General features: G+C 48.2%; 26 protein-coding genes and 1 tRNA gene. 17 read left to right on the plus strand and 10 right to left on the minus strand.

The features are described 5' to 3' along the window. The first annotated feature begins 7 nt into the window (after window positions 1-7). Window positions 8-1,333 carry a hypothetical protein gene (locus tag VFT49_01710; protein ID HEU5004782.1) on the plus strand — a complete coding sequence of 442 codons (1,326 nt, stop codon included), beginning with the start codon at window positions 8-10 and terminating at the stop codon, window positions 1,331-1,333. Between the two features lie 223 nt (window positions 1,334-1,556). Here the strand turns inward: VFT49_01710 and VFT49_01715 are convergent, their stop codons facing one another. From VFT49_01715 to VFT49_01735, 5 genes are all read right to left on the minus strand, one after another. Continuing rightward, window positions 1,557-2,312, minus strand: coding sequence for an aldo/keto reductase (locus VFT49_01715; GenBank protein ID HEU5004783.1), 756 nt, complete (start codon window positions 2,310-2,312; stop codon window positions 1,557-1,559). A gap of 64 nt (window positions 2,313-2,376) precedes the next feature. Continuing rightward, window positions 2,377-3,309: a hypothetical protein gene (locus VFT49_01720; GenBank protein HEU5004784.1), complete on the minus strand. Its 933-nt coding sequence runs from the start codon at window positions 3,307-3,309 to the stop codon at window positions 2,377-2,379. A gap of 6 nt (window positions 3,310-3,315) precedes the next feature. Beyond that, window positions 3,316-3,660, minus strand: a complete 345-nt coding sequence (locus VFT49_01725; GenBank protein ID HEU5004785.1) for a DUF488 domain-containing protein — start codon at window positions 3,658-3,660, stop codon at window positions 3,316-3,318. Between the two features lie 4 nt (window positions 3,661-3,664). Further along, the gene (locus VFT49_01730; protein HEU5004786.1) at window positions 3,665-4,378 is read right to left on the minus strand and encodes an FAD-dependent oxidoreductase; all 714 of its coding nucleotides are present in this window, start codon (window positions 4,376-4,378) and stop codon (window positions 3,665-3,667) included. 13 nt (window positions 4,379-4,391) lie between these two features. Further along, the gene (locus VFT49_01735; protein HEU5004787.1) at window positions 4,392-4,697 is read right to left on the minus strand and encodes a metalloregulator ArsR/SmtB family transcription factor; all 306 of its coding nucleotides are present in this window, start codon (window positions 4,695-4,697) and stop codon (window positions 4,392-4,394) included. 75 nt (window positions 4,698-4,772) lie between these two features. Here VFT49_01735 and VFT49_01740 point away from each other — a divergent pair, with 75 nt between their 5' ends. After that, on the plus strand, window positions 4,773-6,251 hold the full coding sequence (locus tag VFT49_01740) for a molybdopterin-dependent oxidoreductase (protein ID HEU5004788.1): 1,479 nt from the start codon (window positions 4,773-4,775) through the stop codon (window positions 6,249-6,251). A 2-nt stretch (window positions 6,252-6,253) separates the two neighbouring features. On the opposite strand, the gene VFT49_01745 is transcribed toward VFT49_01740, so the two are convergent. Further along, on the minus strand, window positions 6,254-7,003 hold the full coding sequence (locus VFT49_01745) for a phosphoglycerate mutase family protein (GenBank protein HEU5004789.1): 750 nt from the start codon (window positions 7,001-7,003) through the stop codon (window positions 6,254-6,256). A 94-nt stretch (window positions 7,004-7,097) separates the two neighbouring features. Between VFT49_01745 and VFT49_01750 the strand changes: the two genes are divergently transcribed. Together VFT49_01750 and VFT49_01755 are read left to right on the plus strand one after the other, a co-directional pair. After that, window positions 7,098-7,493 (plus strand): hypothetical protein, encoded by a 396-nt coding sequence (locus tag VFT49_01750; GenBank protein ID HEU5004790.1) that lies wholly within the window; start codon window positions 7,098-7,100, stop codon window positions 7,491-7,493. 321 nt (window positions 7,494-7,814) lie between these two features. Next, a complete protein-coding gene (locus VFT49_01755) occupies window positions 7,815-10,637 on the plus strand; it encodes an ATP-dependent DNA helicase (GenBank protein ID HEU5004791.1) in 2,823 nt (940 codons plus the stop codon). Between the two features lie 56 nt (window positions 10,638-10,693). Here VFT49_01755 and VFT49_01760 read toward each other — a convergent pair whose 3' ends face one another. Then, window positions 10,694-11,374, minus strand: a complete 681-nt coding sequence (locus tag VFT49_01760) for an aquaporin (protein ID HEU5004792.1) — start codon at window positions 11,372-11,374, stop codon at window positions 10,694-10,696. Window positions 11,375-11,529: 155 nt separating this feature from the next. On the opposite strand from VFT49_01760, the gene VFT49_01765 reads away from it, so the two are divergent. From VFT49_01765 to VFT49_01775, 3 genes are read left to right on the plus strand one after another with little or no spacing between them, the layout of a single operon-like run. Beyond that, window positions 11,530-11,784 (plus strand): glutaredoxin domain-containing protein, encoded by a 255-nt coding sequence (locus VFT49_01765; protein ID HEU5004793.1) that lies wholly within the window; start codon window positions 11,530-11,532, stop codon window positions 11,782-11,784. A 52-nt stretch (window positions 11,785-11,836) separates the two neighbouring features. Then, complete coding sequence (locus VFT49_01770; protein HEU5004794.1) at window positions 11,837-12,421, plus strand: hypothetical protein; 585 nt, start codon at window positions 11,837-11,839, stop codon at window positions 12,419-12,421. Beyond that, window positions 12,411-12,980 carry a cob(I)yrinic acid a,c-diamide adenosyltransferase gene (locus VFT49_01775; protein HEU5004795.1) on the plus strand — a complete coding sequence of 190 codons (570 nt, stop codon included), beginning with the start codon at window positions 12,411-12,413 and terminating at the stop codon, window positions 12,978-12,980. The genes VFT49_01770 and VFT49_01775 overlap by 11 nt, the downstream gene beginning before the upstream one ends. Window positions 12,981-13,107: 127 nt before the next feature. Here the strand turns inward: VFT49_01775 and VFT49_01780 are convergent, their stop codons facing one another. Further along, complete coding sequence (locus tag VFT49_01780) at window positions 13,108-14,349, minus strand: hypothetical protein (protein ID HEU5004796.1); 1,242 nt, start codon at window positions 14,347-14,349, stop codon at window positions 13,108-13,110. A 68-nt stretch (window positions 14,350-14,417) separates the two neighbouring features. Continuing rightward, window positions 14,418-15,245, minus strand: coding sequence for a hypothetical protein (locus VFT49_01785; GenBank protein ID HEU5004797.1), 828 nt, complete (start codon window positions 15,243-15,245; stop codon window positions 14,418-14,420). Between the two features lie 183 nt (window positions 15,246-15,428). Here VFT49_01785 and VFT49_01790 point away from each other — a divergent pair, with 183 nt between their 5' ends. Together VFT49_01790 and VFT49_01795 are read left to right on the plus strand one after the other, a co-directional pair. Then, window positions 15,429-16,007: a thermonuclease family protein gene (locus tag VFT49_01790; GenBank protein ID HEU5004798.1), complete on the plus strand. Its 579-nt coding sequence runs from the start codon at window positions 15,429-15,431 to the stop codon at window positions 16,005-16,007. 33 nt (window positions 16,008-16,040) lie between these two features. Next, on the plus strand, window positions 16,041-17,141 hold the full coding sequence (locus VFT49_01795) for a hypothetical protein (GenBank protein HEU5004799.1): 1,101 nt from the start codon (window positions 16,041-16,043) through the stop codon (window positions 17,139-17,141). Here VFT49_01795 and VFT49_01800 read toward each other — a convergent pair. Then, a complete protein-coding gene (locus VFT49_01800; GenBank protein ID HEU5004800.1) occupies window positions 17,138-17,989 on the minus strand; it encodes a glycosyltransferase family 2 protein in 852 nt (283 codons plus the stop codon). The two genes, VFT49_01795 and VFT49_01800, sit on opposite strands and share 4 nt — an antisense overlap. Before the next feature lie 44 nt (window positions 17,990-18,033). Here VFT49_01800 and VFT49_01805 point away from each other — a divergent pair, with 44 nt between their 5' ends. From VFT49_01805 to VFT49_01840, 8 genes are all read left to right on the plus strand, one after another. After that, the gene (locus VFT49_01805) at window positions 18,034-19,143 is read left to right on the plus strand and encodes a hypothetical protein (GenBank protein HEU5004801.1); all 1,110 of its coding nucleotides are present in this window, start codon (window positions 18,034-18,036) and stop codon (window positions 19,141-19,143) included. Between the two features lie 43 nt (window positions 19,144-19,186). Continuing rightward, on the plus strand, window positions 19,187-19,630 hold the full coding sequence (smpB, locus tag VFT49_01810; protein HEU5004802.1) for an SsrA-binding protein SmpB: 444 nt from the start codon (window positions 19,187-19,189) through the stop codon (window positions 19,628-19,630). 6 nt (window positions 19,631-19,636) lie between these two features. Next, entirely contained in the window at window positions 19,637-20,047 is a 411-nt protein-coding gene (locus VFT49_01815) for a hypothetical protein (GenBank protein HEU5004803.1), read from the plus strand. Then, entirely contained in the window at window positions 20,044-20,862 is an 819-nt protein-coding gene (locus VFT49_01820) for an exodeoxyribonuclease III (GenBank protein HEU5004804.1), read from the plus strand. The genes VFT49_01815 and VFT49_01820 overlap by 4 nt, the downstream gene beginning before the upstream one ends. A 71-nt stretch (window positions 20,863-20,933) precedes the next feature. Continuing rightward, window positions 20,934-21,317, plus strand: a complete 384-nt coding sequence (locus tag VFT49_01825) for a hypothetical protein (GenBank protein ID HEU5004805.1) — start codon at window positions 20,934-20,936, stop codon at window positions 21,315-21,317. A 21-nt stretch (window positions 21,318-21,338) separates the two neighbouring features. Further along, on the plus strand, window positions 21,339-22,058 hold the full coding sequence (locus VFT49_01830; GenBank protein ID HEU5004806.1) for an HAD family phosphatase: 720 nt from the start codon (window positions 21,339-21,341) through the stop codon (window positions 22,056-22,058). Then, entirely contained in the window at window positions 22,027-22,809 is a 783-nt protein-coding gene (locus VFT49_01835; GenBank protein HEU5004807.1) for a hypothetical protein, read from the plus strand. Before VFT49_01830 ends, VFT49_01835 begins: the two co-directional genes overlap by 32 nt. A 72-nt stretch (window positions 22,810-22,881) precedes the next feature. Beyond that, window positions 22,882-22,967, plus strand: a tRNA-Leu gene (locus VFT49_01840). Window positions 22,968-22,990 lie beyond the last annotated feature (23 nt).

Here is a 22,990-nt window from a genome sequence, read left to right on the forward strand (position 1 = left end):
ATTAAAAATGTTTGGTCGAAGAAATACCGAGGTTAGTAGCAGGCAAGTTGGCCAAGAACTATCAATAATATACGGCGCTCGTCAACAAAGCGTTGATCGCAGCGATGAGCTTATTGAACAGGTTACCGACACACCCGCAAAAACTGCAGCTGAATTTGCGCAGTCTTATTATGAAACCTTTTTTGATACACCAGCTAAGCAGATGTTGTGGACGGCTGAAGGCTACATATCATCAGTTGAGGCCGCTCATGCTTTCTATTTTAAAATCCGTGACGTGGCCGATACTCTAAAGATTGATCTAGTAGAGTCTTTGTCAACTGTGATGCCGGATGAAGGTTGGCGCGTACTTCAAACCATTCCTGACGGTCCGGAAAAAGTTGAAGCGTTGGCTAAGTTTGGCAAAAATACCGATCCAGTATTCATTCAACAAGCCCGCACCTTAGCCTATAGACTGGATCCTGACTATAGGCGCTCACGAGTTAATAACCTCTTGCGAATCGCAGATTTTGCCCAGGATGATTTTGCATTAGAATTAGTTTACCAAGAAGCAAAACGAGATCTTGGCTCCCAAGCCAAAGACGACGTTGATTGGGAAACAGTAGATTACTTTATCAACGCCGCTTCATTGGGTCACGCACCAGCATTAGTGGAAGCTAAGCGCTTAGTGCTGGCGAATCTAGGAAGAGTCAAAGTCCACGAAAGCCATTGGCTGGAAGAGATGACGCTGGTCAGCTACATAGATGAACTTATGAAAAGGGGCGCTCTACCAACCCGGGCCGCCCCGCAGCCTCAAGACATGCCAGCCTACGAGCAAGTCGAGGCCAGGTGGCAGGACAGCCTAATGAAGCGACGGGACCAGATTACCGCGAAGCTACACGAGGGAGTTGAGCTACCAGCATTTGATTGCTTGACACACGACATGTACTCAATAGCTATTGACGCCAAAAACTACAGCACTCTACAAACACCATCGGAAATTGTCGCCTACATAAACGCCAAGGCAGAAGAATATGCCCAGGCATTAATGTCGAGAGGATTAGAGGAATTTCCTGCCATCACGCTTGCGGCCGATCAACCAGGCGTCACATACGGCATCCCCCCTCAACAATTACTTCAGAATATTAAAGATTTTAGGGCACAGTGGAGAAAAGTGGTGCTACCCGGACCAAGGCGTACAGATGAAGAGGAGGCAGATTTATACAACGGCTCGAACATAAGAATGTTCAGGGCGTTAAATAGAATTGCTGTATTTCGGGCATTGTGTCTTGCCGGGGTTGGGCTAAATTCTCCACAACCAGATCATGCACCCAAAATACGAGACCGTGTTCCATGACCGGTCTCTATTTATTTACCCCTGTCGTATTTATTAGCAGGCTTATTCAATTAATTAATAATTGATTGGGCTGCATTCGAACCGCTAAAGCCTGGCATAAGGTGCGATTAACTTCTTAAAAGCGTTCCATAACTGACCGACTAACACCATGAGGGCTGGACACTTCAAAAACAGACCGGGTTCCTTGACCGCCAGCCTACTTTAATTCATAAGATACAATGCGTCAGATTAAGCCGCTAATACGTAAAGCATCTTCAGGCAATAGTTGGAGTTGTTCCGCCACTGCATTACTGTCGATATGGGATTTTTGTATGGACTTAGGGATCGGTAATGCATTCTGACTCCTTAACCAGGCAAGCGCTATCTGCGCAGGCATTGCGCTATATTTTTCGGACATCTGCACAATCAGCTGATTATTAAGGATATCGCCTTTTTCAAGTGGCATGTAGGCGACAATGGCAATATGATTTTTTGCACACAACTCACGCAGTTGAAGGGTAACCTCCTGCTGATGCGCACAGCTGTAATGCATCTGATTCGCCACAATCGGATACTTGGTTAACTTCATTACTTCCTGCAAGCATACGGCGTTGAAGTTACTCAATCCAAAATACCGTACTACCCCCTTATCAATCAATTCACCAATCTGAGGGATTGCTTCTTGCCATGATGCATCAAACCAGGGTGCGTGAATATAAAGCAGATCAAGGTAATCCGTAGCGAGCCGTCTGAGCATGCCTTCAACTGCCGGACGAACCATCCCATGTGCCACGTGGTTCTTCCATAATTTGGAAGCTATAAAAAGGTCTGCACGGTTTGCCGATTGTATCGCCTGGCCAACGGTACGCTCAGCTCCGCCGTTTGCGTACATTTCGGCCGTATCTATATGGTTCTGTTCGAGAGAGAGATTGCATATCGCATGGCTTCCACCTCCGCTTGTGTTCCTGGTGAGAATAAGGGATATCCGCCGTAGCCCCACGTACCGATGCCTATTGGGTGAAGCTGCTTACCGGACTTCGTTCGAAGGTTTGTTATAGCCACGCTCATACCAACCCTTTATCATGTAATTTGCTGAGCAGCAGGTGGAAATAGACGAACCCCGCATACGGACGCCAAGCGGCTGTGAGATTCTCAAGCTGCTCGTAGTCTGGCCTAGTATCTAACCCCAATAACTTCTGGATATTGTATTGCCCGCCGACGTCATCACCGGGAAATATGTCCAAACGGCCGAGACCACGGAGCAGCACATATTCGGCCGACCAACGTCCGATGCCGCGAATAGATCGCAAGCTACCTAACGCCTCTTCGTTGGTGGCAAGCTCGAACTGCTCAAGCCGCAGCTCCTCATCGGCAACTGCATACGCAACCTCTTTAACGGCACGTGCTTTCTGATAGCTAAAGCCAAGCTGCTTGAGGTCACTTTCAGGCACATCGAACACATCTTCCGGTCTTGGGAAGGCATGCATAGTGCTGGCTGTACCTGGAAATGCTAAACCAAATGTTTCAGTAAAGCGGTTCAGTAGTGCAATGCCCGCGTCAAGCGACACTTGTTGGCAAGCAATAGCGTTTACTAAGGCTTCGAATATCGTTGGAAAACGCGGTGGCCGTACGCCACTAAACTGTTCGGCGAGCGGTTTCAGAACGGGATTTTTCGCTGCCAGCACCCAAAAAGGCTGCACGTCAACGGCCATGCCCAGCACTTTTTGCGCAATAACCTGTGCGTCCAATTGTTGCTCCGGCGTCAGTCGCTCACGACTTTGCAGCCTGACGAAAACTTGCGGTGGCTTTCTATCGGGTACAAAAGGCCACTGTAATACGGTAAGCTTTACGGGGATATCGCTCAATATCAGTATCCGACTGTATTTCTGGCCATCCCAATAATCGATGGTATTTTTCTCCCGCCGCCGAAGCGCCCATATAGTAAGGTCCAGTCGGAAGGGTAATGCGACCGGTATGGTACACACAGTTTCGTACATAGCGTGCTACTTTTCGAGAAAGCTTTTGAGTACCTCTGCATCATTATGCAGTTCGTCTTTGGCGGAGAAGACAAGTGTGACCGGGCTGGTTTTAAGTTCATCGCGGAGTTGGGAGACGACCGCTTCGTTGCTTTTAAGTTCTTGCTCGTAACGCTTCTGGAATTCTGGCCACTTTCCTGGGTCATGGCCGAACCATTCACGTAAGCCTGTGCTAGGCGCAATATCTTTCAGCCACAAATCAACCTTAGCCTTTTCCTTTGTTAGTCCGCGCGGCCATAACCGGTCGATAAGTATTCGCTTGCCGTCCTTGGCAGATGGCTCTTCATACACTCGCTTGATATTGACCTTCATAATCCTAGTATCCCGTAAATTCTTCAGTCCTTACATTGTCTTCATTTACGTTTAAGCTGACTAAAAGCTGTCGCATGGCTTTGACCATGCCTTCAGGGCCGGACAAATAGTAAATCGGCGCGTTCAAATCCAATACATGCTTCTTGATTGTCGCTTCATCCACGCGGCCACGTTCACCCTGCCAATCCTCGGGCGCGTTATCGGAAGCGACTGGAATATAGGTAAAGTTGGGATTTTTTGTAGTAAGCCGTTCAAAATCTGCCATAAACGGCATGTCGGCTGGTGTACGGCTGGAATGGATAAGTGTAATCTTGTGAGCAGTTTTATCGTGCATGGCCTGGGTCACCATGCTGCGTACCGGCGTCACTCCGATACCGCCGATAAGGAACACAGCCGGTGTTGTCTCGGTCTTATGTAGCGTGAAGTCGCCATACGGCGCATCGAGCTTTACTTCCGTACCGATAGGTAAATCCTTAAGAACCCGCTTGAAAGCCGTGTCGCGTAGTCGCGTGGCAGCACCTATATTTTCTTCAAATGGCGCGGTAATGATAGAGAAGCCGCGCGTATTACCTTCTTCGTCAGTCTCCGGCGGATTGATTAGTGTATAATCGGCGAACTGCCCAGCCCTAAACTCAAAGCCTTCCGGTTTTTCGAAGTAGAAGGCCATTGTGCCGTTTGCTATCTCTTCTTTCTTTACTAGTTTTACGCTTGCTATCATGGTGATCCTCCTTTTACTCCCAGTGTTCGCATCCTTTAACACAGTATTTTTCAACGTGCCTTTCTATCTGCTCAAACAGTGGCTTAACCGTATCCTCGTTTATTGCGTAAATACGCTCTTTACCATCTTGTTTGACGGTAACGAAGTGACAGAGTAACAGCTGCTTGAGGCTATGAGATGCCGCCGATTGTTCAATCTTCAACGTCTCAGCAATAGCAGTCACACTCAGAGGGCCCTTTTTAACAAGCAGCTGTAGGATCCGAACGCGCTGCTTATTCCCTAATGTCATGAAAAAATGGTCAAATGATGTATAGTTCATATGAATAGTATAGCATGTGTTACTATGTAGCTGTAATCATTACCGCAATGAACACGTCGGAGAGATATATAAATTATGGACGGTGACAGTATGCCACTGGTAATCGTTATTACCCACGGTATAAACGCGTTTTGTATCTTACTGCTTATCCGAAGTGGTTTACACATCCTGGCCGACCATCCAATGCTGTACTGGACCGACCACACCAGACGGGATAACTACTGGCTTAAGTTCGGCAAGAAGAATATGCCGACCGACAAGCTCTGGACGGCCCATGACGAAGCGGAGGTCTCCAGTCACGTCTTGACGCTACCGGGCGGTGGCCACCACGAATTCGGCTCGGCGAGGAATTGGCATTTCGCCACAGCTACGATCTGGCTCATTACCGGAGCCGTTTATTGGGGATACATGTTTATCATCGGCGCCTGGCGACGTCTCATCCCGACACACTGGAGCATCGTTCCGGCAGCATATCATGACTTCATCGGTTATATTACGCTTCATAAGCCGCCGATTAGTGCTTTCCAACCATATGATCCGTTGCAGCAACTTACGTATGCGGGCGTCGCATTCTTGCTACCAACATTAATGATCGTGACCGCCCTAGCAATGAGCCCGGCATTTATGAACCGTTTTCCGCGTTACATGCTGCTCTTCGGCGGCAGACGCCAAGTAGCGCGCAGCCTGCACTTCATTGGCATGCTGTTGTTCAGCATTTTCGTCGTCATCCACATATTAATGGTGTCGCTGGTCTACTTCTCGCGGAATGTCCGCCTCATAACCTTCGGCAACACAAACGCCAGCTTAAGCTCCGCACTGACCATCTTTATCGCTGCAATATTGCTTATTCTGATCTTCAACATTTTCGCCACCTATTTCACGCTGCGCCATCGGGTTGGTGTACGTAAGGTCCTAGTAAGTATTTTCCAACCAGTCGTGCATGGTGTCTTCGGCAGGCTCGTGCCACACAAGACGTATAAAAGGCAAGACATTTCACCATTTTTCCGCGTAAACGGCTATCCGCCCGAGACTGAGGAGTTCTACAAACTCCGCGATAGTGGCTATAAAGACTGGCGGCTCAAAGTCGGCGGTATGGTAGAGCACGAATTATCTCTGAGCCTGGACGAACTAAAAGCAATGCCGAGAAAAGAGCAAATCACCAAACACATCTGCATACAAGGCTGGAGTGCTATAGGCGAATGGGGCGGCGTGCAAATGAGAGAAATCATCGCACGATGCAAACCGGACAAAAGAGCTAAATACGTAGTCTTCCACGCCTACGATGTCGATGTCAACGGCAAGCCGTTTTACGAAGCGCTCCGTGTGACTGACATGAAAGATCCACTGACTATTTTAGCCTACGAGATGAACTGGGAACCTCTGAGTCTGGAGCATGGTGCGCCGCTACGACTGCGTTGTGAGCGTAAGCTCGGCTATAAGATGGTCAAGTACATCAAGACTATTGAGTTCGTGGAAGACTTCAAACACATAGGTGAGGGACGTGGTGGCTACCGTGAAGATAACGTGTTGTTCGACTGGGAAGCCTCAATATAAGGTTATGCCGCAAGAGAATTAAGCTCGGCGACGCGCGGTAAAATTTGCCATGCACCCGAGTCACTCGTGGCTGTCGGATCGACAGACCGCTTCCACAACAGAACTGGAGCCTGCTCGCCGGTTGCGGGATTGATAGAGGTGTACTCGACAACTTGGGCGTTATGAATCTCATCAGTATTTACTGCTAACAAATCATCTTCGGATAAATTCTCCAAAACCAGTTGCGCTGCCCACATCCAATCACGGTGAGTAACCGCTAAAACGGCTTCTGCACCCTCGATATTGTCTATAAATTGTTTGACCCGACTGACAACATCCGGAACCAATGACTCCCCGCCCGGTGGCACCCAGTGCAGAGGATCAACCTTCATTTGCCTGAAGCTGTCAGGGTACGCCTGCTCGTGTTGCATTGAAAGCCAGCCACGAATTTTGCCACGGTTACGTTCATCTAGACAATTGTCTCCTTGCCACATTGCTATGGACAGATCTAGAGCAACGGCAGATTGCTCACTCCGGAGCGCAGACGATACATAGCAGCCGTCAAAAGCTCCCAGCCCACATGCTTGAACGATATGTTTTTGGATCCATAAGCCTGCTTGATGGCTTTGTTCGGCCCCCCGGGCAGTTATTTCTTCTTGCTCGGGCTTCTTCGTAGCCGGAACCATATTGCCACGCCTCCAAGCCGATCGGCGAACATCACCTTCGCTTTCGCCATGCCGCACCAGTACTAAGTGTTGCAAGATTTCACCCATGTCTACAATCCTATAAACTTTTGCTTTTACAGTGCGTCCATAATCATATGAAAATCATATCATACGATAAGCCTTTTATTATAGAATGGTACAAATGAAGCTTGCTGCATTTACGCCCAGAAAATTTTGCCGCCGCGTCTTCGGGCAGCTGTGGATGCTGGCTTTGCAATTTGTGCTTGGCATGATACTTAACCTCATAGGGTGGCAAGCAACGGGAGTAGAGCATGTTATCTATAATAGTGTGCTAATAGTACATGTTCTAAACGCTATCGGATTGGTAGAAGGCGGCATCTATATTGCCCTAAAAGAACAAAGTAAACTGTCTTGGTGGTCTGCAGCAGCAATAGCCGTGACGTTCTCCGGCGGAGTGCTGACCGTACTCACGAAACAGGATATATGGTCATTTGTTATGGCCTGTGGATTCCTGACCTCATCGTGGCTGTATGTCGTGCTGTACATACGTGCCGACCGCATAATGCATGGGCAGTGAATCTTATGCACGATGATTCGTAGCACATTTTAGTAATACGTCTTTGATGATCAAATCGTCTTTTATACCCTTTGCAAACTCGGCCTTTTCGGTGTAGCTGCCCTTTGTTAGCACATAACGTGCGTACTCTACTGTGGGATCTTTTCAGATCGATTTTTATGTCGTGATAGCTCACCAGGCTCTGTAATCTCGTAAACAAATTTTACTATTATTGCTGGGTAAGTTAAGGTAAGGCGAGTCAAAAATTTTGGCGGTAGATGCGCCTGGTTCGAGTCTATTCCTGGCAAGCATAGAATCACGCAAAGTGCGATAATTAGTGCTATGAGCGAGGAATTAAATAAAGCGCAGGCCGAAGCCGTAGACATTGTTGGCGGGCCAGCATTAGTCGTAGCCGGTGCCGGTACGGGCAAAACGCGGGTTATAACCGAGCGTATCCTAAAACTCATCGAAAAAGGCGTAGAGCCGAGCGCTATTATTGCTTTAACGTTTACCGAAAAGGCTGCTGGCGAAATGCTGGACCGTGTGGCCGCTAGCAGCCTAAAGTTGGCACTAGATGTGCACATAGCTACCTTCAATGGTTTTGGCGGCGAGATACTAAGTCGTTATGGTAGCGAATGGGGATTAGGCAGCTTAAGTTTACTGGGCGAGACTGGGCAACTAGTTTTTTTGCGTGAGCATTTAGACGAATTGGAGCTGGACTATTTTGCGCCAGTGAGCAATCCGGATGGACAGCTGGCTAATTTACGAGATTATGTCTCGCGGCTCAAGCAGCAGCTGGTTAAGACCGAAGTTTATCTGGATTATGCTAAAAAGTTGTCGGCCCGCGATGCAGCTGAGAAGCTAGAAAAAACCAAGCATATAGAGCTGGCACGTTTTTATGACAAATACTCGAAACTGTGCCGGCAACATCAGGTAATCGACTACGACGATCAAGTGTATCTGACTGTAGAGCTACTGAACGCCAGGCCAAATATCCTGCTTCAATTGCAAGAACAGTATCAATACGTACTCGTTGATGAATTCCAAGACACCAACCCGATGCAATCTGTGCTAGTAGATTTACTAACAGGACAGCATCAGAACCTAATGGTAGTTGGCGACGACGATCAAAGCATTTACGGTTGGCGCGGGGCAACGCTAGCTAACATTTTGGATTTCAAAAAAAGATATCCAAAGGCGCGTGAAATTACACTTATAGAAAACTATCGTAGCACGCAGCCAATCTTGGACGCGGCTTACCGACTAATCCAAAACAACAACCCGGAGCGTCTGGAAGTAATTAATAAATTAGACAAACGACTGCACGCCCAAACTGACGGGCCGGCGCCGAAGTTGCAGCATTTTTTTACGTTTGAATCTGAGCTGACGTGGGTGGCAGAAGAAATTGCGCAGCGTGTCAAAGGCGGTGAAGACCCGGCACAAATCGCCGTACTGGCACGTGGGCGAGCCAGTGTAGACCGCGTGCATGAAGTACTGGAGCTACATGATATACCGCATGCTGTAGCCGGGCAGAAGAACAATTTATACCGCCAGCCGGCAGTGCTGCGACTGATAGAAACACTGAAGGCCATAGCCGACCCCACGGACAGCTTGGCGCTGTTCCACGCTTTAAGCGGGCCAGTTTTTAATGTAGTGCACAGCGAGTTGGCTGAGCTCAATTCTAAAGCACGTAGCGAGCACAGGGGTCTAGCAGAGATAATTACCAGCTCGGACAGCCAAGTCTGCAAGCAAGCACTACAGCGGCTTTCCGAATGGCGGACTATGAGTCAAAACGAAAGCGTCGGCTCGCTGGCTTACAGCATCATTACTGACAGTGGTTGGAAAAACCGGCTATACGCCGAGGCGCAGAAAGATAGCGAGGCCTATGTCCAGATGCAGGCATTAAGCGAATACTTCAAAACTTTACGCGACTTTGAGCGGGCCAGTGGGTTGCCCAGTGTGCAAAGCTATATTTTAAGCCTGCCAACACTTGAAGCCGGCGGTAGTGACTTCGAAGACGTATCGCTGCAAATTAGCGATTCCGCCGTAAACGTAATGACGGTGCACTCGGCCAAAGGTCTGGAGTGGGACACAGTGTTTATTGTTGATCTTGTAGAACGATCTTTCCCGCTTGCCGGTAGTAGCCGCGGTTCGTTGACTATTCCGTTAGAACTGCAAAATGTCACTAACGCAGACGATCACATGGCCGAAGAGCGCCGGCTGATGTACGTGGCTGTGACGCGAGCCCGGCGTGAGTTGAACTTGAGCTATAGTAGTCGTCACGGTAGCGGCGCACATCGCACAGCGTCGCGTTTTATTACCGAGATGTTTGGTGACATCAATACTGCGGAAACTACCGATCAATCCGACCAAACCAACCTCGAATTATTTGCGCCCAAGCAACCCGGGCAGACTGTAGCATCGTTGCCGGCTTATATTTTAAAGGGCGGCACGCTGAGCTTGAGTGCCAGCCAAATTGAATGTTGGCTGAATTGTCCGCAGGACTTTTACTACAAGCATGTACTAGCAATGCCCGAGCAGCAGAGCCCGCTGGCAGCGTACGGCACAGCCATCCACGACGTCATTCGTGCCATTTTCGATGGCCGCCGAGCTGGGCAGATGCCCACATTAGCCGAGCTGACAAAAAGGGTCGAGCAAGCCTTGTCGCAAACAGGCTACACTAGCGCTGGCCATCGGCAGCGACATCATGCTCAGGCGCTAAAATCCTTGCAAATGATTTACGAGCGCTTCACCAAAGAAGAGTTACCTAGCCGCGACGAAGCCGATTTTGCCGTAACACTGTCGGATTTGCCAATAAAAATTACCGGGCGAATGGACGCGATTTACGAACGAGCCGATGGCGTGGAAATTCGCGACTTCAAAACCAGCACCAGCGTAACCACAGAGCAAAAGGCTAAGCAGCGCGCAACCAACTCGGATCAGCTGACTGTTTACGCATTAGTTTGGCAATTGATCCATGGCGAACTACCCAGGCTACTGGCCCTGGATTTTATAGAGACAAACCAACTTGGTACCGTTCGCAAAACCCAACGCGGCATCGACACGCTGAAAAGCAAACTAATCATTATGAACGAGCAGTTACGAGTCGGGCAGTATCCGCCGGGCCGCGACCATAGCTACTGCTCACATCCACCTCTAAATTAGAGCAAATATAAAAACGCCCGGGTTAAAACCGGACGTTTTTATTAAATGCTTCTTACTTATTTTTTCTTAGTGGTCGAGCGCTTGACTACAACACCGGCCTTAGCGGCACGAGATGCAGAAGTTGGAGCGAACAGGTAGGTGTAAAGATTGACACCGACCAAAGCACCAAGCAGTGGGCCAAGAATGTAGACCCAATCAAAGCTACGCAAACCTAGAGCAACCGCCGGGTTCAAAAAACCAGCAGCAGCCGTGGCGGCAATCATTATACCGGCAAACAAAGCTGTGGCATAAGTCAAGGCTGACTCAAGAGCATTGAAGCCGCGAGTAATAGCCGCCGCAAAGCCCATAGAAAGTACCAAGGTACCTACGGCCTCAGCTAGTAGTACGCGCCAGTTCCAGCTGGCAGTGCGAGCTTGAAGTTTGTGGTCAGTAAAGTACTGGTAGAGCTGCCATGAGGCAAAGCCACCAACCAACTGAGCCACGATATATGAAACGGCGCGCAGAGTAGTTACCCGGCGGGCAGTCCACATACCAAATGTGATAGCTGGGTTAACATGAGCTCCCGAAAGACCAGAGAACATCATATATACCACGCCCAAAGTCGCAGCCACACTGGTGGCAACGAAGTAAGAAACCGACGTGATTTCGCTCAACGCCAGCGCCACCATGACCAAAGTAGCCGTCCCGAGGAACTCTCCGAGGACAGGAGCTGCCTTGGCTCTTGTTACATATTGCATCGAACCCTCCTTAGTTTAATCATGAACCTTACTATATACGGTTATTATGCTTATGCCAAGTTGCGGCTTCGCCTCATAAGAGCAAGCCTGCAGTTTTTCCTCCTTGTAACTCCTTGCTTTTCTTATTAGGTTTACTGAGTTGTTATAATAGATATATGAGCGAGCCAGCAACCGTAACTATATACAGCGCTCCTTGGTGCGCCTTCTGCCGGATGGCCAAGGACTATTTAACGAGCCTTAATGTAGCCTATAAAGACATTAACGTCGATGAAGACCACGACGCCGCCCGAGCAATGGTGGCCAAGACCGGCCAGGCCGGAATTCCCGTTTTAGAGATAGGCGAAGCGGTAGTTATTGGCTTCGACAAACCCCGAATTGATTCAGCATTAAAACAATACAATCTGGCCTAGATATAGCGTGTCTTTGGTTTAAAAAGGCCCTATATATGGGTATACTTAAGGTATGAGCGAGATACTCGACAGACCAGCTGGCGGTGAGATGCCGCGCAATCCGTTAGACGGCTTTTCTTTTATAGCCGGAAGCTTTGCTGAACCGTTACCGGCTCGGGTTAACGACATTAAAAAAGCTAACCCCAGTCATAGAACCCAAACTCCGGAACTAATAATGTACACCTTAGAGTTAGCCGGTCTAATCCCGTCGCGAGAACAATTGGAGCTTCAGAGGGCGGAATTCTTAGACTTCGAGAACGTTGAAGGTCAGGAGCAAGCCTTAGAAGCCGCCGCTGCGCTGCGGCAGGCCATCCAGGAGGCCGCCAACGAGGCTTCTGTGGAGCGCTTAGAAATGCGTCCATCGCAATTTGACGCGATTCGCCAAGCAACCAGCATCTTGACTCCTGCCAACACGCCGGCTCTAAAAATTATTAAAGCTATGGCCACCAAACACAAACACGCCGATAGAGACATTAAGGTTGACGCGCTATTAAATCCTACCGAAGCCGCTTACTGCGAAGATGTGTTTAGAATTCTGGCTGCCAGACAATTGCAGACTGAATATTCTGATAGAATAAGCGGGCAATATGGCGTTTGAAGACTATAAAACAAAAGAGTCAGTAATCGTTGTTTACACTGGCGAGGGCAAAGGAAAAACCAGCGCCAGCGTAGGTTTGTTAGCCCGATCCTTGGGCAGCGGCTGGAGGGCTGCCTACATTCAATTCATTAAGCATTGGAACGTCGGCGAGCACGACTTTATTCACAAAATCGAACCGGTTTTTGGCGATAAACTCTTCTTTTATAAAGGCGGCAAAGGCTTTTACGATGCCGGAGATTTGAGCGCCAAAAACGTCTCAGAAGAAGAACATAAAAAGGCCGCTCAAAGCACTTACGATATGGCTTACAAACTAGCCACTAGCGGTGACTATGATATTGTGATTTGCGACGAAATAAACAACGCCGCCCATCATGGCCTAATAACCAAAGACGATTTAAAGAAACTTATTAAAGACAAGGCAGAGAAGACCAGCCTGTGCCTAACTGGCCGCGATTTTCCGGAAGAGCTGCTGCCGCTCACCGACATCGCTACTAACATGACCAAAATCAAACATCACTTCGACGATAAGTTTCTGGCGAACAAGGGTATTGATTTCTAGAAAGATCGCTATTTACCCCTGGTTGGATGTTTGATTTTCTATCCGGGGCCCCCGCAAATTTTAATTTGTGGGGTTTAGTCAAACATCACTTCGACGATAAGTTTCTGGCGAACAAGGGTATTGATTTCTAACCTAGGGCTAGCTGATCTGGATGCACTTCCAGAGTTTCATCAATCTCTCGCCTACCCAAGCTATCTATAGCATCAAGAAGACCAAGCTCTGTTGCTCTTTGAGCGACCCTTCTAATCCTCTCTAAATCCCGCCCCTCAATTGGTAAATGCGCGCCAACTTCTACTAATGATTTAGACAATAGAAGACCTTCGACTGCCCCTCGAGCTATTGTTGTTTGCCGTTTTTTAGCGCTCTGATGCCATCTTTCCACTTGTCTTTCAATAGCATTTTGAGTTTGCGTATAGATTTCGAGTTGATTTGTGTTTCTCAGATTGTCCGCCTGTCCTAAAATACGCTTTCGGGCTTGGTCAGAAGACATTTTTTCTGATTTAGGCAGCGCAGGATTCATCTTAGAAGCAATGTTAATGGCAGCAGATTTAACCCTATCGTCGGCATCAAGTGTAGCGAGCTCTAGTAGATCCAGGTAATTCTCTGCGCTAACCTCACCACCCTCTGCCTCGGCAGAACGTTGAGCAATAAAATAATCAATAGCGGCTCTGTGTAACTTAGTAAGCTCGGTGGCCAAATTGTAAGATAACCTACCGTCGTCTACCAATTTGTGCACGACTTCAGGCAGGGCAAAGTAGCGAAGAGCTTCGCGAGTAGCATCTTGACCTAGAGGGGAGTCAGGCAAAAAATCTGCAATCGAGTTATAGCGCCCCTCTTTGCAGCCTACAAAGTACATTTCTCGGACGGCTTTAGCATATTGAATTGCCGGTGGCCTGTCATGAAAGTTCTCGCTGATTTGTAAACGCATGATTTCCTCAGGCGACAAACAGGGAAAGACTCTAGCGTGGATTAAAGTCTGCTCGCGCGAATAACCGTTTTCTTTTGCAATTTGCAAATAGGCGCGGTCACGCCGGTGCCCGGCCGCCAAAATCAACACAGTGCCATCGGGTTGTATTTTATTTTCGGGTACCTGCACATTTTTGCCCCAGCATTCGTTGGTGTAAGAAACGTAGCGCCTGGCCACATCAAGTGGTGTCTGAGCCAAAAAAATAGATGTGTGCATCTCGTTGTGGGACTTAATATCATGCACGAGCTCTTGATGTTTTTCGCTATCATGAGCGGCGCGCATCTGGCCGGCGATAATATAAGAGTCCATTGGCACCTGAACAATTACTGGAGTTTCGCCTATCTGAAAATACTCCGGCCGTTGATTTTCTTTGCTTTGCAAGGTCTCATCAACCGCCGACATTACCTTCTACTTGCCCTCATCTTTATCCTTAGTATACCCTTCATAATCATTATCAAAACTGCTTATGCTTAGGTTAGCGCTTCCTGAAAGTCGCTAACATTAGGTTTTTCGTAACGCTTGGTTGGCTTTTTGCCCAGGCGGCGGCGTTTTTCGCGAGCGACACAACTTGCCAACGTGATCATCAGTGTATCGCGGTCTAGCTTCTGAAGCTCTCGGGCACCAAATCTGGTAGATAATATTACCCGGTAGCCTTCCAGCAGAGCAGCAATCGGGGCGTAATTATGACCATTTGCGCCAACCATGGCTAACTGGCCAGTTTTTAGCGCCGCCTCCAGCGGCACAGCGTTATCTTTGCGAATATTATTCTCCAAGCTGGTCATGCGCTTGGAGTGACCCGGATTGCAGCAACTCGTAAACCGGCACATATGCTCCACGTCATGTTCTGGCGTCAGAAGAGGAATATCTTCTGCGTCCATAAGTTCTTGGCGGGCACGCGTCACCCGGTGCAGGCCACTCTGTCCAGAGGGGGTCATGCCAAGCTCATTATCAGTGGCTCCGGCGTAGCCAGCATAATTCAGATAATAATCCGGCACCCAGCAGCCAGTAACATCGTCTATGACTATTCTGTCGAGGATACGGCGGGGAATAGAATTAGGATCATCCTGGGTGTAGTAATGCTTTTCAAAAAGCAAGTGCGAAGCATAAGGACCCAGTAGTTCCTCGCCATAAATAGAAAAGACCCTGGGTTGATCCAGGGTCAGTTGTTGAAAGGCGGCTTCGTCGCCGCCCGGTGCGCTGATGCGCCCATCGCGAATATCAATAGCCCGAGTCAGCAAAACACCGCCCATGTCGTTTTTTGTTTCTATTTTCTCAATGCCGGTTAAACCGAGCGGCATTAGTGTTACCCTCCACTTGCCTTTTTGTGAATACCTAAATTGTACGTATTAAAAGCAAGCTATAGGTATTGTTTTTTTGTCATCAGACAATATTGTTTACAGTTTAGGAAATTATTACCAAAGAAGTTAATCAGATAATAGTATTTTTTACATCGCAAGCAATCGCTAGAGTAAAATGTGCTTATGGCTAGACGATATCGCCGCAAACATTTTGCCAGCTTTGTCACTTTTATTGTTGCCGTTTTAGTAGTGGTAGCCACGCAGTCGGGCTGGCTTGAGTCCGGAACCAAAACCGCCGAGATTAACCAACCAGGACTTTATACAGTCACTCATTATGTAGATGGCGACACCATCGACGTTAACATGAACGGTGCCACCGAGACTATCCGTTTTATAGGCGTTGACACCCCAGAAACTCACAAGCCAAACACGCCCGTACAATGCTACGGAGAGCTAGCCGCTGCCAACACCAAAAACGTTATAAGCAAATATGGTAAAGTCCGCCTGCAAGCCGATCCCCTGGATACCAACCGCGATCGCTACGGACGATTGTTGCGCTACGTCTATTTACCCGACGGCACTTTGATGGATGAGAAGATTATCCAAGGTGGTTACGGCTTTGCCTATACATTGTTTCCGTTCAGCAAGAAAGCGCAATTTAGCGCCGACATGCAAGCCGCCCAAGCCGCCAAACGCGGCCTTTGGGGTGCTTGCCAGATTCATCAAGAAACCGACGGCGTTTACCAAACCAATAGTGCTTGAAAGATATAGCTTTTGATTATATTGTAAAGACAAATGATACCCTTCTTAAATCGTGAACCACACCAGCCCCAAGCGCCTCAACCAGAAATAGCTCCTCTTGCTATCGAGACAGAGCTTTGGACACCGGGCAAACCAGAGACGCAAAACCTTGATCCGAAGCTAGAAAAAGCCATCGGCGATGTAGTCCGTGAAATGAATAGAGCCGACGCCCATCAAACGCTTCACGACCTACAACGCCAGGTAAGGATGTCAGAAAATAGCGTCGTCACCGCTATGTTGTACGGTCGAAACCGCAGTGAGTATTCAGATAATGAGGCTATGGTCATGTTTAATCCTTTCGCCAATATGGCTACACCTAACATGTTGGTAAGAGCCGAATTCATCCGCCGCGTCGCCAAAGAAATGGGCGTCACCGACGATAAGGGCAAGCTTAAGCCGGTGATCATGATTGCCGCACCGGGGCCCGGCCACGGACTAAGACTGACTCAAGCTGATCGAGAAGAAATTGAACACGGCAATTTAGGGCCGGCGGCCAAAGAATTGTTAGAAGGCATAAAAAGATATGATATGGGCAAGGTCGCCATGCTTGGCTTCTCACAGGGAGCGGATGTGGCCTTAGCCGGAGCTCAAGAAGCTTACTCCGGCAACTTTGATGTTGATGCGCTGTCTTTAGGTGATCCGGCCGGTGTCCATGACCGGACAACCAAAGATATTAGTAAAGATTTTAGAAAAACCGGCTTAGGCGCTCTGCGACAAGCAGGCAAAGCTACCGGATTAAAGGTTCAGCAAAAAGCTTTACTAGGAATAACTGGCTGGGGTATTGGAGGAATAGCAAAGTTTGGCCTGGCTTCACAAACACCTACAAATAAACTTCTTTGGAAGGGCATGACCGTGGATAGCTTTAAGGCTAATATGCAAGCCGTGCTAGACGAAGGCCGGGTCAGCAAGTTGGTTGTTGGCTATGGTGGCGACAGTGCTATTGCCAAGCCGGAGTGGATCGAACCTGCGATAGATGAATTGTATGACGAAAATAGCAGTGAAGCTTTTATATCAATTAAGGTTGCTGGCGCCAATCACACCTGGGGTGATAATCTAGAACTTCTTACCAAGCTTTATATGAGAGCGCTCGTTTAAGGGTTGTCGCGGTCGTAACTGTTCTTGCCACGAATCTGATCAAAATCAAAAACCCATTTTTCGCCGTTATGAAAACGGGAAAGGGCAGTAGTAAAAGGCGCGTAAGTTAGCATCAAAAAGCCAACTACCGGCCAGGCGCCGAGCGAACCCAGCGTTCGGTGATTTTTCAGGGTTTTGGGCCACATTCTAAGGTATAAATAATGTTGTAAAAGACCGCCCGTGGCCCGGCGGACCGATATATCAACTCGCATTTTAGAGTTGTAATGAATGGCGCCAAGGCCAAATTCGTCAGCTAAATGCATAGCAATATCCAGATCTTCCATAATATCTGACTGGTTGCACACTTCGGTTTTAATCTGGTGCCAAGCTGCCGTTCGGATAGCCATATTCGAACCCCACAGCATATCGTGGCCCAAAAAAAGGCGATTCAAGTAAATGGCAACTAGGTTGCGCAAGAATTTCGAAGGTTTTTTAAAGGGCAGATCATAAAAGTAACCGCTACCGGTTACGGCCTGTAGCCCTTCTTCTTGCATAAGGCGATTAATCGTTGCTACCCAGTTATCGGCCGGACGGCTATCGGCGTCAATACGGGCAATAACTTCACCGCGGGCCACGGCCATACCGGCGTTTCGGGCAGCGATCAAACCCTGTTTTTTCTCTTTAATGACTCGAGCGCCGTGCAGGCGAGCGATTTTGGCGGTTTTATCGGTGCAATTATTATCAACCACAATGATTTCGAACGGCTTAACCGTCTGACTCTCAAGCGATTTTAAGCAATTTGCTATATTATCTTCTTCGTTATAACAGGGAACAACTACCGAAACCGTTAATGGTTTTTGTTCTATCATCTTGCTCCTTGTATAATAGCATGTAGATTAAAGCTTAAATTCTGATGAAAACCAAAAAATCTAGATTAGGGTGGGCTAAGCTGCCGATGGGCAAACAGTTTTGGAAGAAGCTGAGTTGGTTCAAAAAATTTTGGATAATCGTGGCAATTCTATGCTTGCTTATTTATGCGCAAGGTATGGTTATCAGCCAATGGTATATAAATAAACATAAAGACGAACCGCTGACCTTTGGCGTGACGTTTATTAGCGGTTACGCCAGTTTTCTGGGCGTCGATCCGCAAGCTACATTTAAGGCTCTGCGCGATGATATGGGCATTCACCGTTTTAGATTGGTGACTTACATGAACGTGGTAGAACCGCAAAAAGGCGTTTATGATTTTAGCGACATTGACTGGCAGCTTAAGATGATTCAAGAGGTTCACGGCACCGCCACCGTGGCCATTGGCCTGCGCCAACCACGCTGGCCAGAATGCCATTTAGCAGATTGGGCCAACGGCGAATCTACCGCCCAGCGCAATAGCGACGTAGATAGCTATATAAAAGCTACGGTTGAGCACCTTAAACAATTCAACGTCGTGCAGAGCTACCAGCTAGAGAACGAATACTTCTTGGGCGCCTTTGGTGAATGTCCGGCGGCTGACCGCAATCAGCTAATTAAAGAGTTTAACCTGGTCAAAGCTACCGACCCCAAAACACCAATTATTATGAGTCTGGCTAATAACTATTTCGGTATTCCAACCGGCCAGCCTAGGCCCGATGAATTTGGCGTATCGGTTTATAAACGAGTTTACGATTTTACGGTAACCCACCGCTATTTGGAGTATCCATTCGGCGCTCGATATTATGCCTACCGAGCAGGTTTAACCGAGATGTTTACAGGCAAAGAATCAATGCTGCACGAGCTACAAATTGAACCGTGGATTCCAGCTCAATACGATATCCGCACCGCGCCACTCTCCGAAGAGTACAAATCTATGAACCCAACTATTGCCGCTAAGCGCATAAGCTACAGCGTGAACACCGGCTTCCGCGATATAGATATGTGGGGCGGTGAGTGGTGGTATTACCTCAAAGTTGTCCGTCATGACCCAGCTGTCTGGAATGCCGTTAAAGGCGCTCTTGATAAAGTCCGTGCCACCGACGGAGCCCATTAGCTCTTTCTTAAGAACTTCTTTGAAAATATGGAATAATAACCTTATGGCCAAGAAAGATAAGGACACCGGCAAGATCACTAACCGCCGCGCCCGATTCGATTACGAACTGGGCGATTCTTTGATGGTCGGAATTGAACTTACCGGTGCCGAAGCTAAAGCTCTCCGCCTGAACCACGGGCAACTCCGCGGCGCTTACGTTAATGTTCTAAATAATGAGCTTTGGCTCGTGAATGCTCAGATCAACAGCACAAGTGGCGTACCGGTAAGCCACGAAACCCGCAGTCGTAAGCTTCTAGCCAAAAGGCGCGAGATAGACAGCTTGGTGGCGGCCCGGCAAGCCGGCAACACTATTATTCCGCTAGAAATAATTACCAAAGGTCGCTTTATTAAATTAAAGATTGCCATTGGCCGAGGCCGTAAGCGCTACGACAAGCGCCAGACTATTCGAAAGCGCCAAGAAGAACGCGAAGCTGCCAGAGGTTTATAAGCACCCATGGATCTAAACCAAGTCGTCCAACGATTAAAGAATCAAAAGTCAAAAAAGGACGTGCTTAAAGAAGCATACTCGTTAACAACTGAGCGATACTACGGCAAGCGTCTTCATACTTACTGGACGGCTATTAGGTTTTTTGGCAGTGATCCCGAGAAGTTATGGCAGCATCCCGGTCAGCTTGATTGCGCCCACCAGAATCAACTCCTGGCATCCTTATTGCTAGGAAGTGGCATGTTTAAAAAGACCGACATACAAAAACGCTGGACTCCTTACTGGGGAATATCACCTCACCAGTACTTGAAGGTAAAGATTGATAAGGACGAAGTTATTAATGTCGACCCTTGGTCATCGATTTATGGCATTAAGCTTGGCGATTATTCAAGATGGTTTCATACTAAAGGAAACGTATGAGGATTTATTGCTGGAATGTAAACGGCATCAGAGCCGTACTGCGGAAAGGCGCGTTGCAAGACTTTATCGCTCACGAAAAGCCCGACATCCTTTGTATGCAAGAAACCAAGATTTCTGACGACGATATCAAGGGCATTGACCTCGAGCTTGGCAAAGATAACGGCGGCTATCATTTTTACTGGAACTCGGCCAGCAAGCGCGGATATTCCGGCACGGCAATTTTATCCAAAATCGAACCTAAGCAAATTATCTGCGGCTTCCCGGATGGTTTTGAGAAAAAATATAACTTTGTCGATCACAAGACTGCCGATACTGCGAACGAGGGCAGGGTGCTAACCGCCGAATTTGAAAATTTTTGGCTGGTAACCGTCTATACCATCAACGCTAAAGACGATTTATCCCGCTTGCCGCTCAAATACAAACATTGGGATCCGGCGTTCCTAGCTTACGTAAAACAATTAGAAAAAACTAAGCCGGTAGTTTTTTGCGGTGACCTAAACGTGGCCCACACAGAGGACGATTTGGCCAATCCAAAGCCAAATGTTGGCAAAAAAGGTTTTACCAACGAAGAGCGCGAGGGCTTCCAAAAGTATATAGATGCCGGCTTTGTCGACACCTTCCGCATGTTCAAGCAAGGCAATGGCTATTACACCTGGTGGAGTCACTTTGCCAATGCCCGCGCCCGCAACGTTGGCTGGCGCATAGATTATTTTTTGGCCAGCGGCGCACTTAAAGATAAGATTAAAGCCGCCGACATCCACCCCAAATATATGGGCTCCGACCACTGCCCAATCAGCCTCGACATAGAAGTATAGCTATTTTATTTTGTTGCACATTTAGCAATATTCTCCTACATTTTAGTTAGAGTAGTGCAAAGGGGAGATATATGTCAGAACGAAGTTTAGATTACGAAAAAGTCCCTCAATATAAATTTGAAGTAAACAATATGGATGGCGAAGTCCACGCCTGGGGAACAATCCCACAAGAACACAAGGATGCCTTAGTGGGCCACGCCTTCCCGGTTACTTCACGCTGGGTCACAGGTGAAGAGACTGTGGCAGCAGGCGTTAGGTCGGCTAACATTGCCGAAGTTTTAGCTGCAGACGAATCAGAAACTACTCGTGAAGCTGCAATTTGGTGGTCGGGTTATGCTTCAGCGTTTGTTGGAAAGGCCGAACAATCGGCCGGGAATGATGCCAGGAGCCAAGTATTCATAGACGCTTCCTGTGGCACCCTAAACGAAGCTTTAGCTGAATACAGCGCGAGCTAACGCAAGTTGTACAATATGCCTGTGAAGAAGTTTGCGGTTTTTGACATCGACGGCACGCTGATTCGCTGGCAGCTGTATCATTCGCTGGCCGATAGATTGGCCCATCACGGATACATCAACGAAGCTAGCTATGAAACAATGCGCGAAGCCCGCATGCAATGGAAGCGCCGCACAAGCGACGAAGCCTTTCCGCTGTATGAACGCAGAGTCGTGCAAGCTTTCGATAGCGCCCTAAAGTCTATTTCTCCTCAGCAGCTCGACGAAGTTGTGAACGAAGTTTTCGCAGAATATAAGGACCAGGCCTACACCTATTCCAGGAACCTTATCGCCAAACTCAAAAACGAAGATTATTTTTTGCTGGCCATCTCCGGCTCACCAGTTGAGATTGTTTCTAAAGTTGCGCAGTACTACGGCTTTGATGACTGGCGAGGCAGCACGCATTTCTCCAAAGATGGCCGCTTTACCGGCGCCAAACGCGTAGTTTCATACCACAAAGACAAAACACTTATTGAGATGATTAAAAAGCACGATTTATCATACGCCGTCAGCATTGGCGTGGGCGACACCAGGAGCGACATTGCCATACTAGAGATGGTCGCCAGCCCAATAGCCTTTAACCCAGACCGCTATTTATATGAATACGCTCGCATGCGGGCATGGGATATTGTGCTGGAACGCAAGAATATGGTTTATGAGTTAAAGTATCAAGATGGAAAATACCAACTGGCGCAAGCAGGCTAAAGACCAGCCTTCCTTTCCCGACACTTTGTGGAGTCGGCCAGAAAACCGGCGGCACGCCGGCAAGCTTTTGATTATCGGCGGCAACAAGCACAGCTTTGCCGCTGTCAGCTCAGCCTACAGCGCCGCTAACGGTGCTGGAATCGGTACAGCCAGAGTGATGTTGCCGGATAGCTTAGAACGAATGCTGATTAAAGTCTTTCCTGAGGCCGAATTCACCTCTAGCACGCTAAGCGGCAGTTTTGCTCGTACTGCGCTAGGGCCTATGTGCGATGCGGCAGCTTGGGGCGATCATATTTTACTAGCCGGAGATTTCGGCAAAAATTCCGAGACGGCTATTTTGTTAGAAAGCTTTTTGGCCAAGTATAAAGACGGGGTGGTTTTGGCAGGCAACGGTATAGATTATTTTTATAATGAACCCTCTCTTATATTGGATCGCCCCAGCACGACCCTAGTGGCGGAATTTAACCAATTGCAAAAATTATTATCGGGCCGGTTGCTGTTAAAACACTCCATGAATTTAGCGCAGCTAGCAGAAGCTTTGGCCAGGCTTGCTAGCAATTGTCAGGTCAATGTAGTTACCGCTCATTCCGATCAGATTATTGTAGCAGCGAGCGGACAAGTCAGCACTACGCCAGCCAGCAGGGTCGACTTTGCGGAGCTAGCGGCCCATATAAGCGTCTGGAGCTTGCAGCAGCCCGGTAAAACTTTCGAGGCTTTAACAACCGCGGTTTATTGTTACCTCCAAAGCTGAGCCATGATCATAAGGCAAAATAATACATAAGGGTGGTCAAGAAGTTAAAACCAATTTATAATACTGCCGAGCGGGTGAGTGGCGGAACTGGTATACGCGCACGACTCAAAATCGTGTTCCTTTAAGGAGTGTGGGTTCGATTCCCACCTCACCCACCATCGAAAAAGCCGGAACAACTCCG

This window comes from Candidatus Saccharimonadales bacterium (assembly GCA_035758565.1).
Classification (GTDB): domain Bacteria; phylum Patescibacteriota; class Saccharimonadia; order Saccharimonadales; family UBA10212; genus DASTXL01.

What these genes read in the sequence shown, in the direction of transcription:
- VFT49_01800 (HEU5004800.1), bottom strand. Translation starts at nt 17,989, where the DNA reads ATGATAGAACAAAAACCATTAACGGTTTCGGTAGTTGTTCCCTGTTAT.
- VFT49_01805 (HEU5004801.1), top strand. Translation starts at nt 18,034, where the DNA reads ATGAAAACCAAAAAATCTAGATTAGGGTGGGCTAAGCTGCCGATGGGC.
- smpB (HEU5004802.1), top strand. Translation starts at nt 19,187, where the DNA reads ATGGCCAAGAAAGATAAGGACACCGGCAAGATCACTAACCGCCGCGCC.
- VFT49_01785 (HEU5004797.1), bottom strand. Translation starts at nt 15,245, where the DNA reads ATGCCGCTCGGTTTAACCGGCATTGAGAAAATAGAAACAAAAAACGAC.
- VFT49_01775 (HEU5004795.1), top strand. Translation starts at nt 12,411, where the DNA reads ATGGCGTTTGAAGACTATAAAACAAAAGAGTCAGTAATCGTTGTTTAC.
- VFT49_01730 (HEU5004786.1), bottom strand. Translation starts at nt 4,378, where the DNA reads ATGATAGCAAGCGTAAAACTAGTAAAGAAAGAAGAGATAGCAAACGGC.
- VFT49_01825 (HEU5004805.1), top strand. Translation starts at nt 20,934, where the DNA reads ATGTCAGAACGAAGTTTAGATTACGAAAAAGTCCCTCAATATAAATTT.
- VFT49_01820 (HEU5004804.1), top strand. Translation starts at nt 20,044, where the DNA reads ATGAGGATTTATTGCTGGAATGTAAACGGCATCAGAGCCGTACTGCGG.
- VFT49_01710 (HEU5004782.1), top strand. Translation starts at nt 8, where the DNA reads ATGTTTGGTCGAAGAAATACCGAGGTTAGTAGCAGGCAAGTTGGCCAA.
- VFT49_01765 (HEU5004793.1), top strand. Translation starts at nt 11,530, where the DNA reads ATGAGCGAGCCAGCAACCGTAACTATATACAGCGCTCCTTGGTGCGCC.
- VFT49_01760 (HEU5004792.1), bottom strand. Translation starts at nt 11,374, where the DNA reads ATGCAATATGTAACAAGAGCCAAGGCAGCTCCTGTCCTCGGAGAGTTC.
- VFT49_01725 (HEU5004785.1), bottom strand. Translation starts at nt 3,660, where the DNA reads ATGAAGGTCAATATCAAGCGAGTGTATGAAGAGCCATCTGCCAAGGAC.
- VFT49_01745 (HEU5004789.1), bottom strand. Translation starts at nt 7,003, where the DNA reads ATGGGTGAAATCTTGCAACACTTAGTACTGGTGCGGCATGGCGAAAGC.
- VFT49_01735 (HEU5004787.1), bottom strand. Translation starts at nt 4,697, where the DNA reads ATGAACTATACATCATTTGACCATTTTTTCATGACATTAGGGAATAAG.
- VFT49_01720 (HEU5004784.1), bottom strand. Translation starts at nt 3,309, where the DNA reads ATGTACGAAACTGTGTGTACCATACCGGTCGCATTACCCTTCCGACTG.
- VFT49_01740 (HEU5004788.1), top strand. Translation starts at nt 4,773, where the DNA reads ATGGACGGTGACAGTATGCCACTGGTAATCGTTATTACCCACGGTATA.
- VFT49_01795 (HEU5004799.1), top strand. Translation starts at nt 16,041, where the DNA reads ATGATACCCTTCTTAAATCGTGAACCACACCAGCCCCAAGCGCCTCAA.
- VFT49_01755 (HEU5004791.1), top strand. Translation starts at nt 7,815, where the DNA reads ATGAGCGAGGAATTAAATAAAGCGCAGGCCGAAGCCGTAGACATTGTT.
- VFT49_01770 (HEU5004794.1), top strand. Translation starts at nt 11,837, where the DNA reads ATGAGCGAGATACTCGACAGACCAGCTGGCGGTGAGATGCCGCGCAAT.
- VFT49_01790 (HEU5004798.1), top strand. Translation starts at nt 15,429, where the DNA reads ATGGCTAGACGATATCGCCGCAAACATTTTGCCAGCTTTGTCACTTTT.
- VFT49_01815 (HEU5004803.1), top strand. Translation starts at nt 19,637, where the DNA reads ATGGATCTAAACCAAGTCGTCCAACGATTAAAGAATCAAAAGTCAAAA.
- VFT49_01835 (HEU5004807.1), top strand. Translation starts at nt 22,027, where the DNA reads ATGGAAAATACCAACTGGCGCAAGCAGGCTAAAGACCAGCCTTCCTTT.
- VFT49_01780 (HEU5004796.1), bottom strand. Translation starts at nt 14,349, where the DNA reads ATGTCGGCGGTTGATGAGACCTTGCAAAGCAAAGAAAATCAACGGCCG.
- VFT49_01750 (HEU5004790.1), top strand. Translation starts at nt 7,098, where the DNA reads ATGAAGCTTGCTGCATTTACGCCCAGAAAATTTTGCCGCCGCGTCTTC.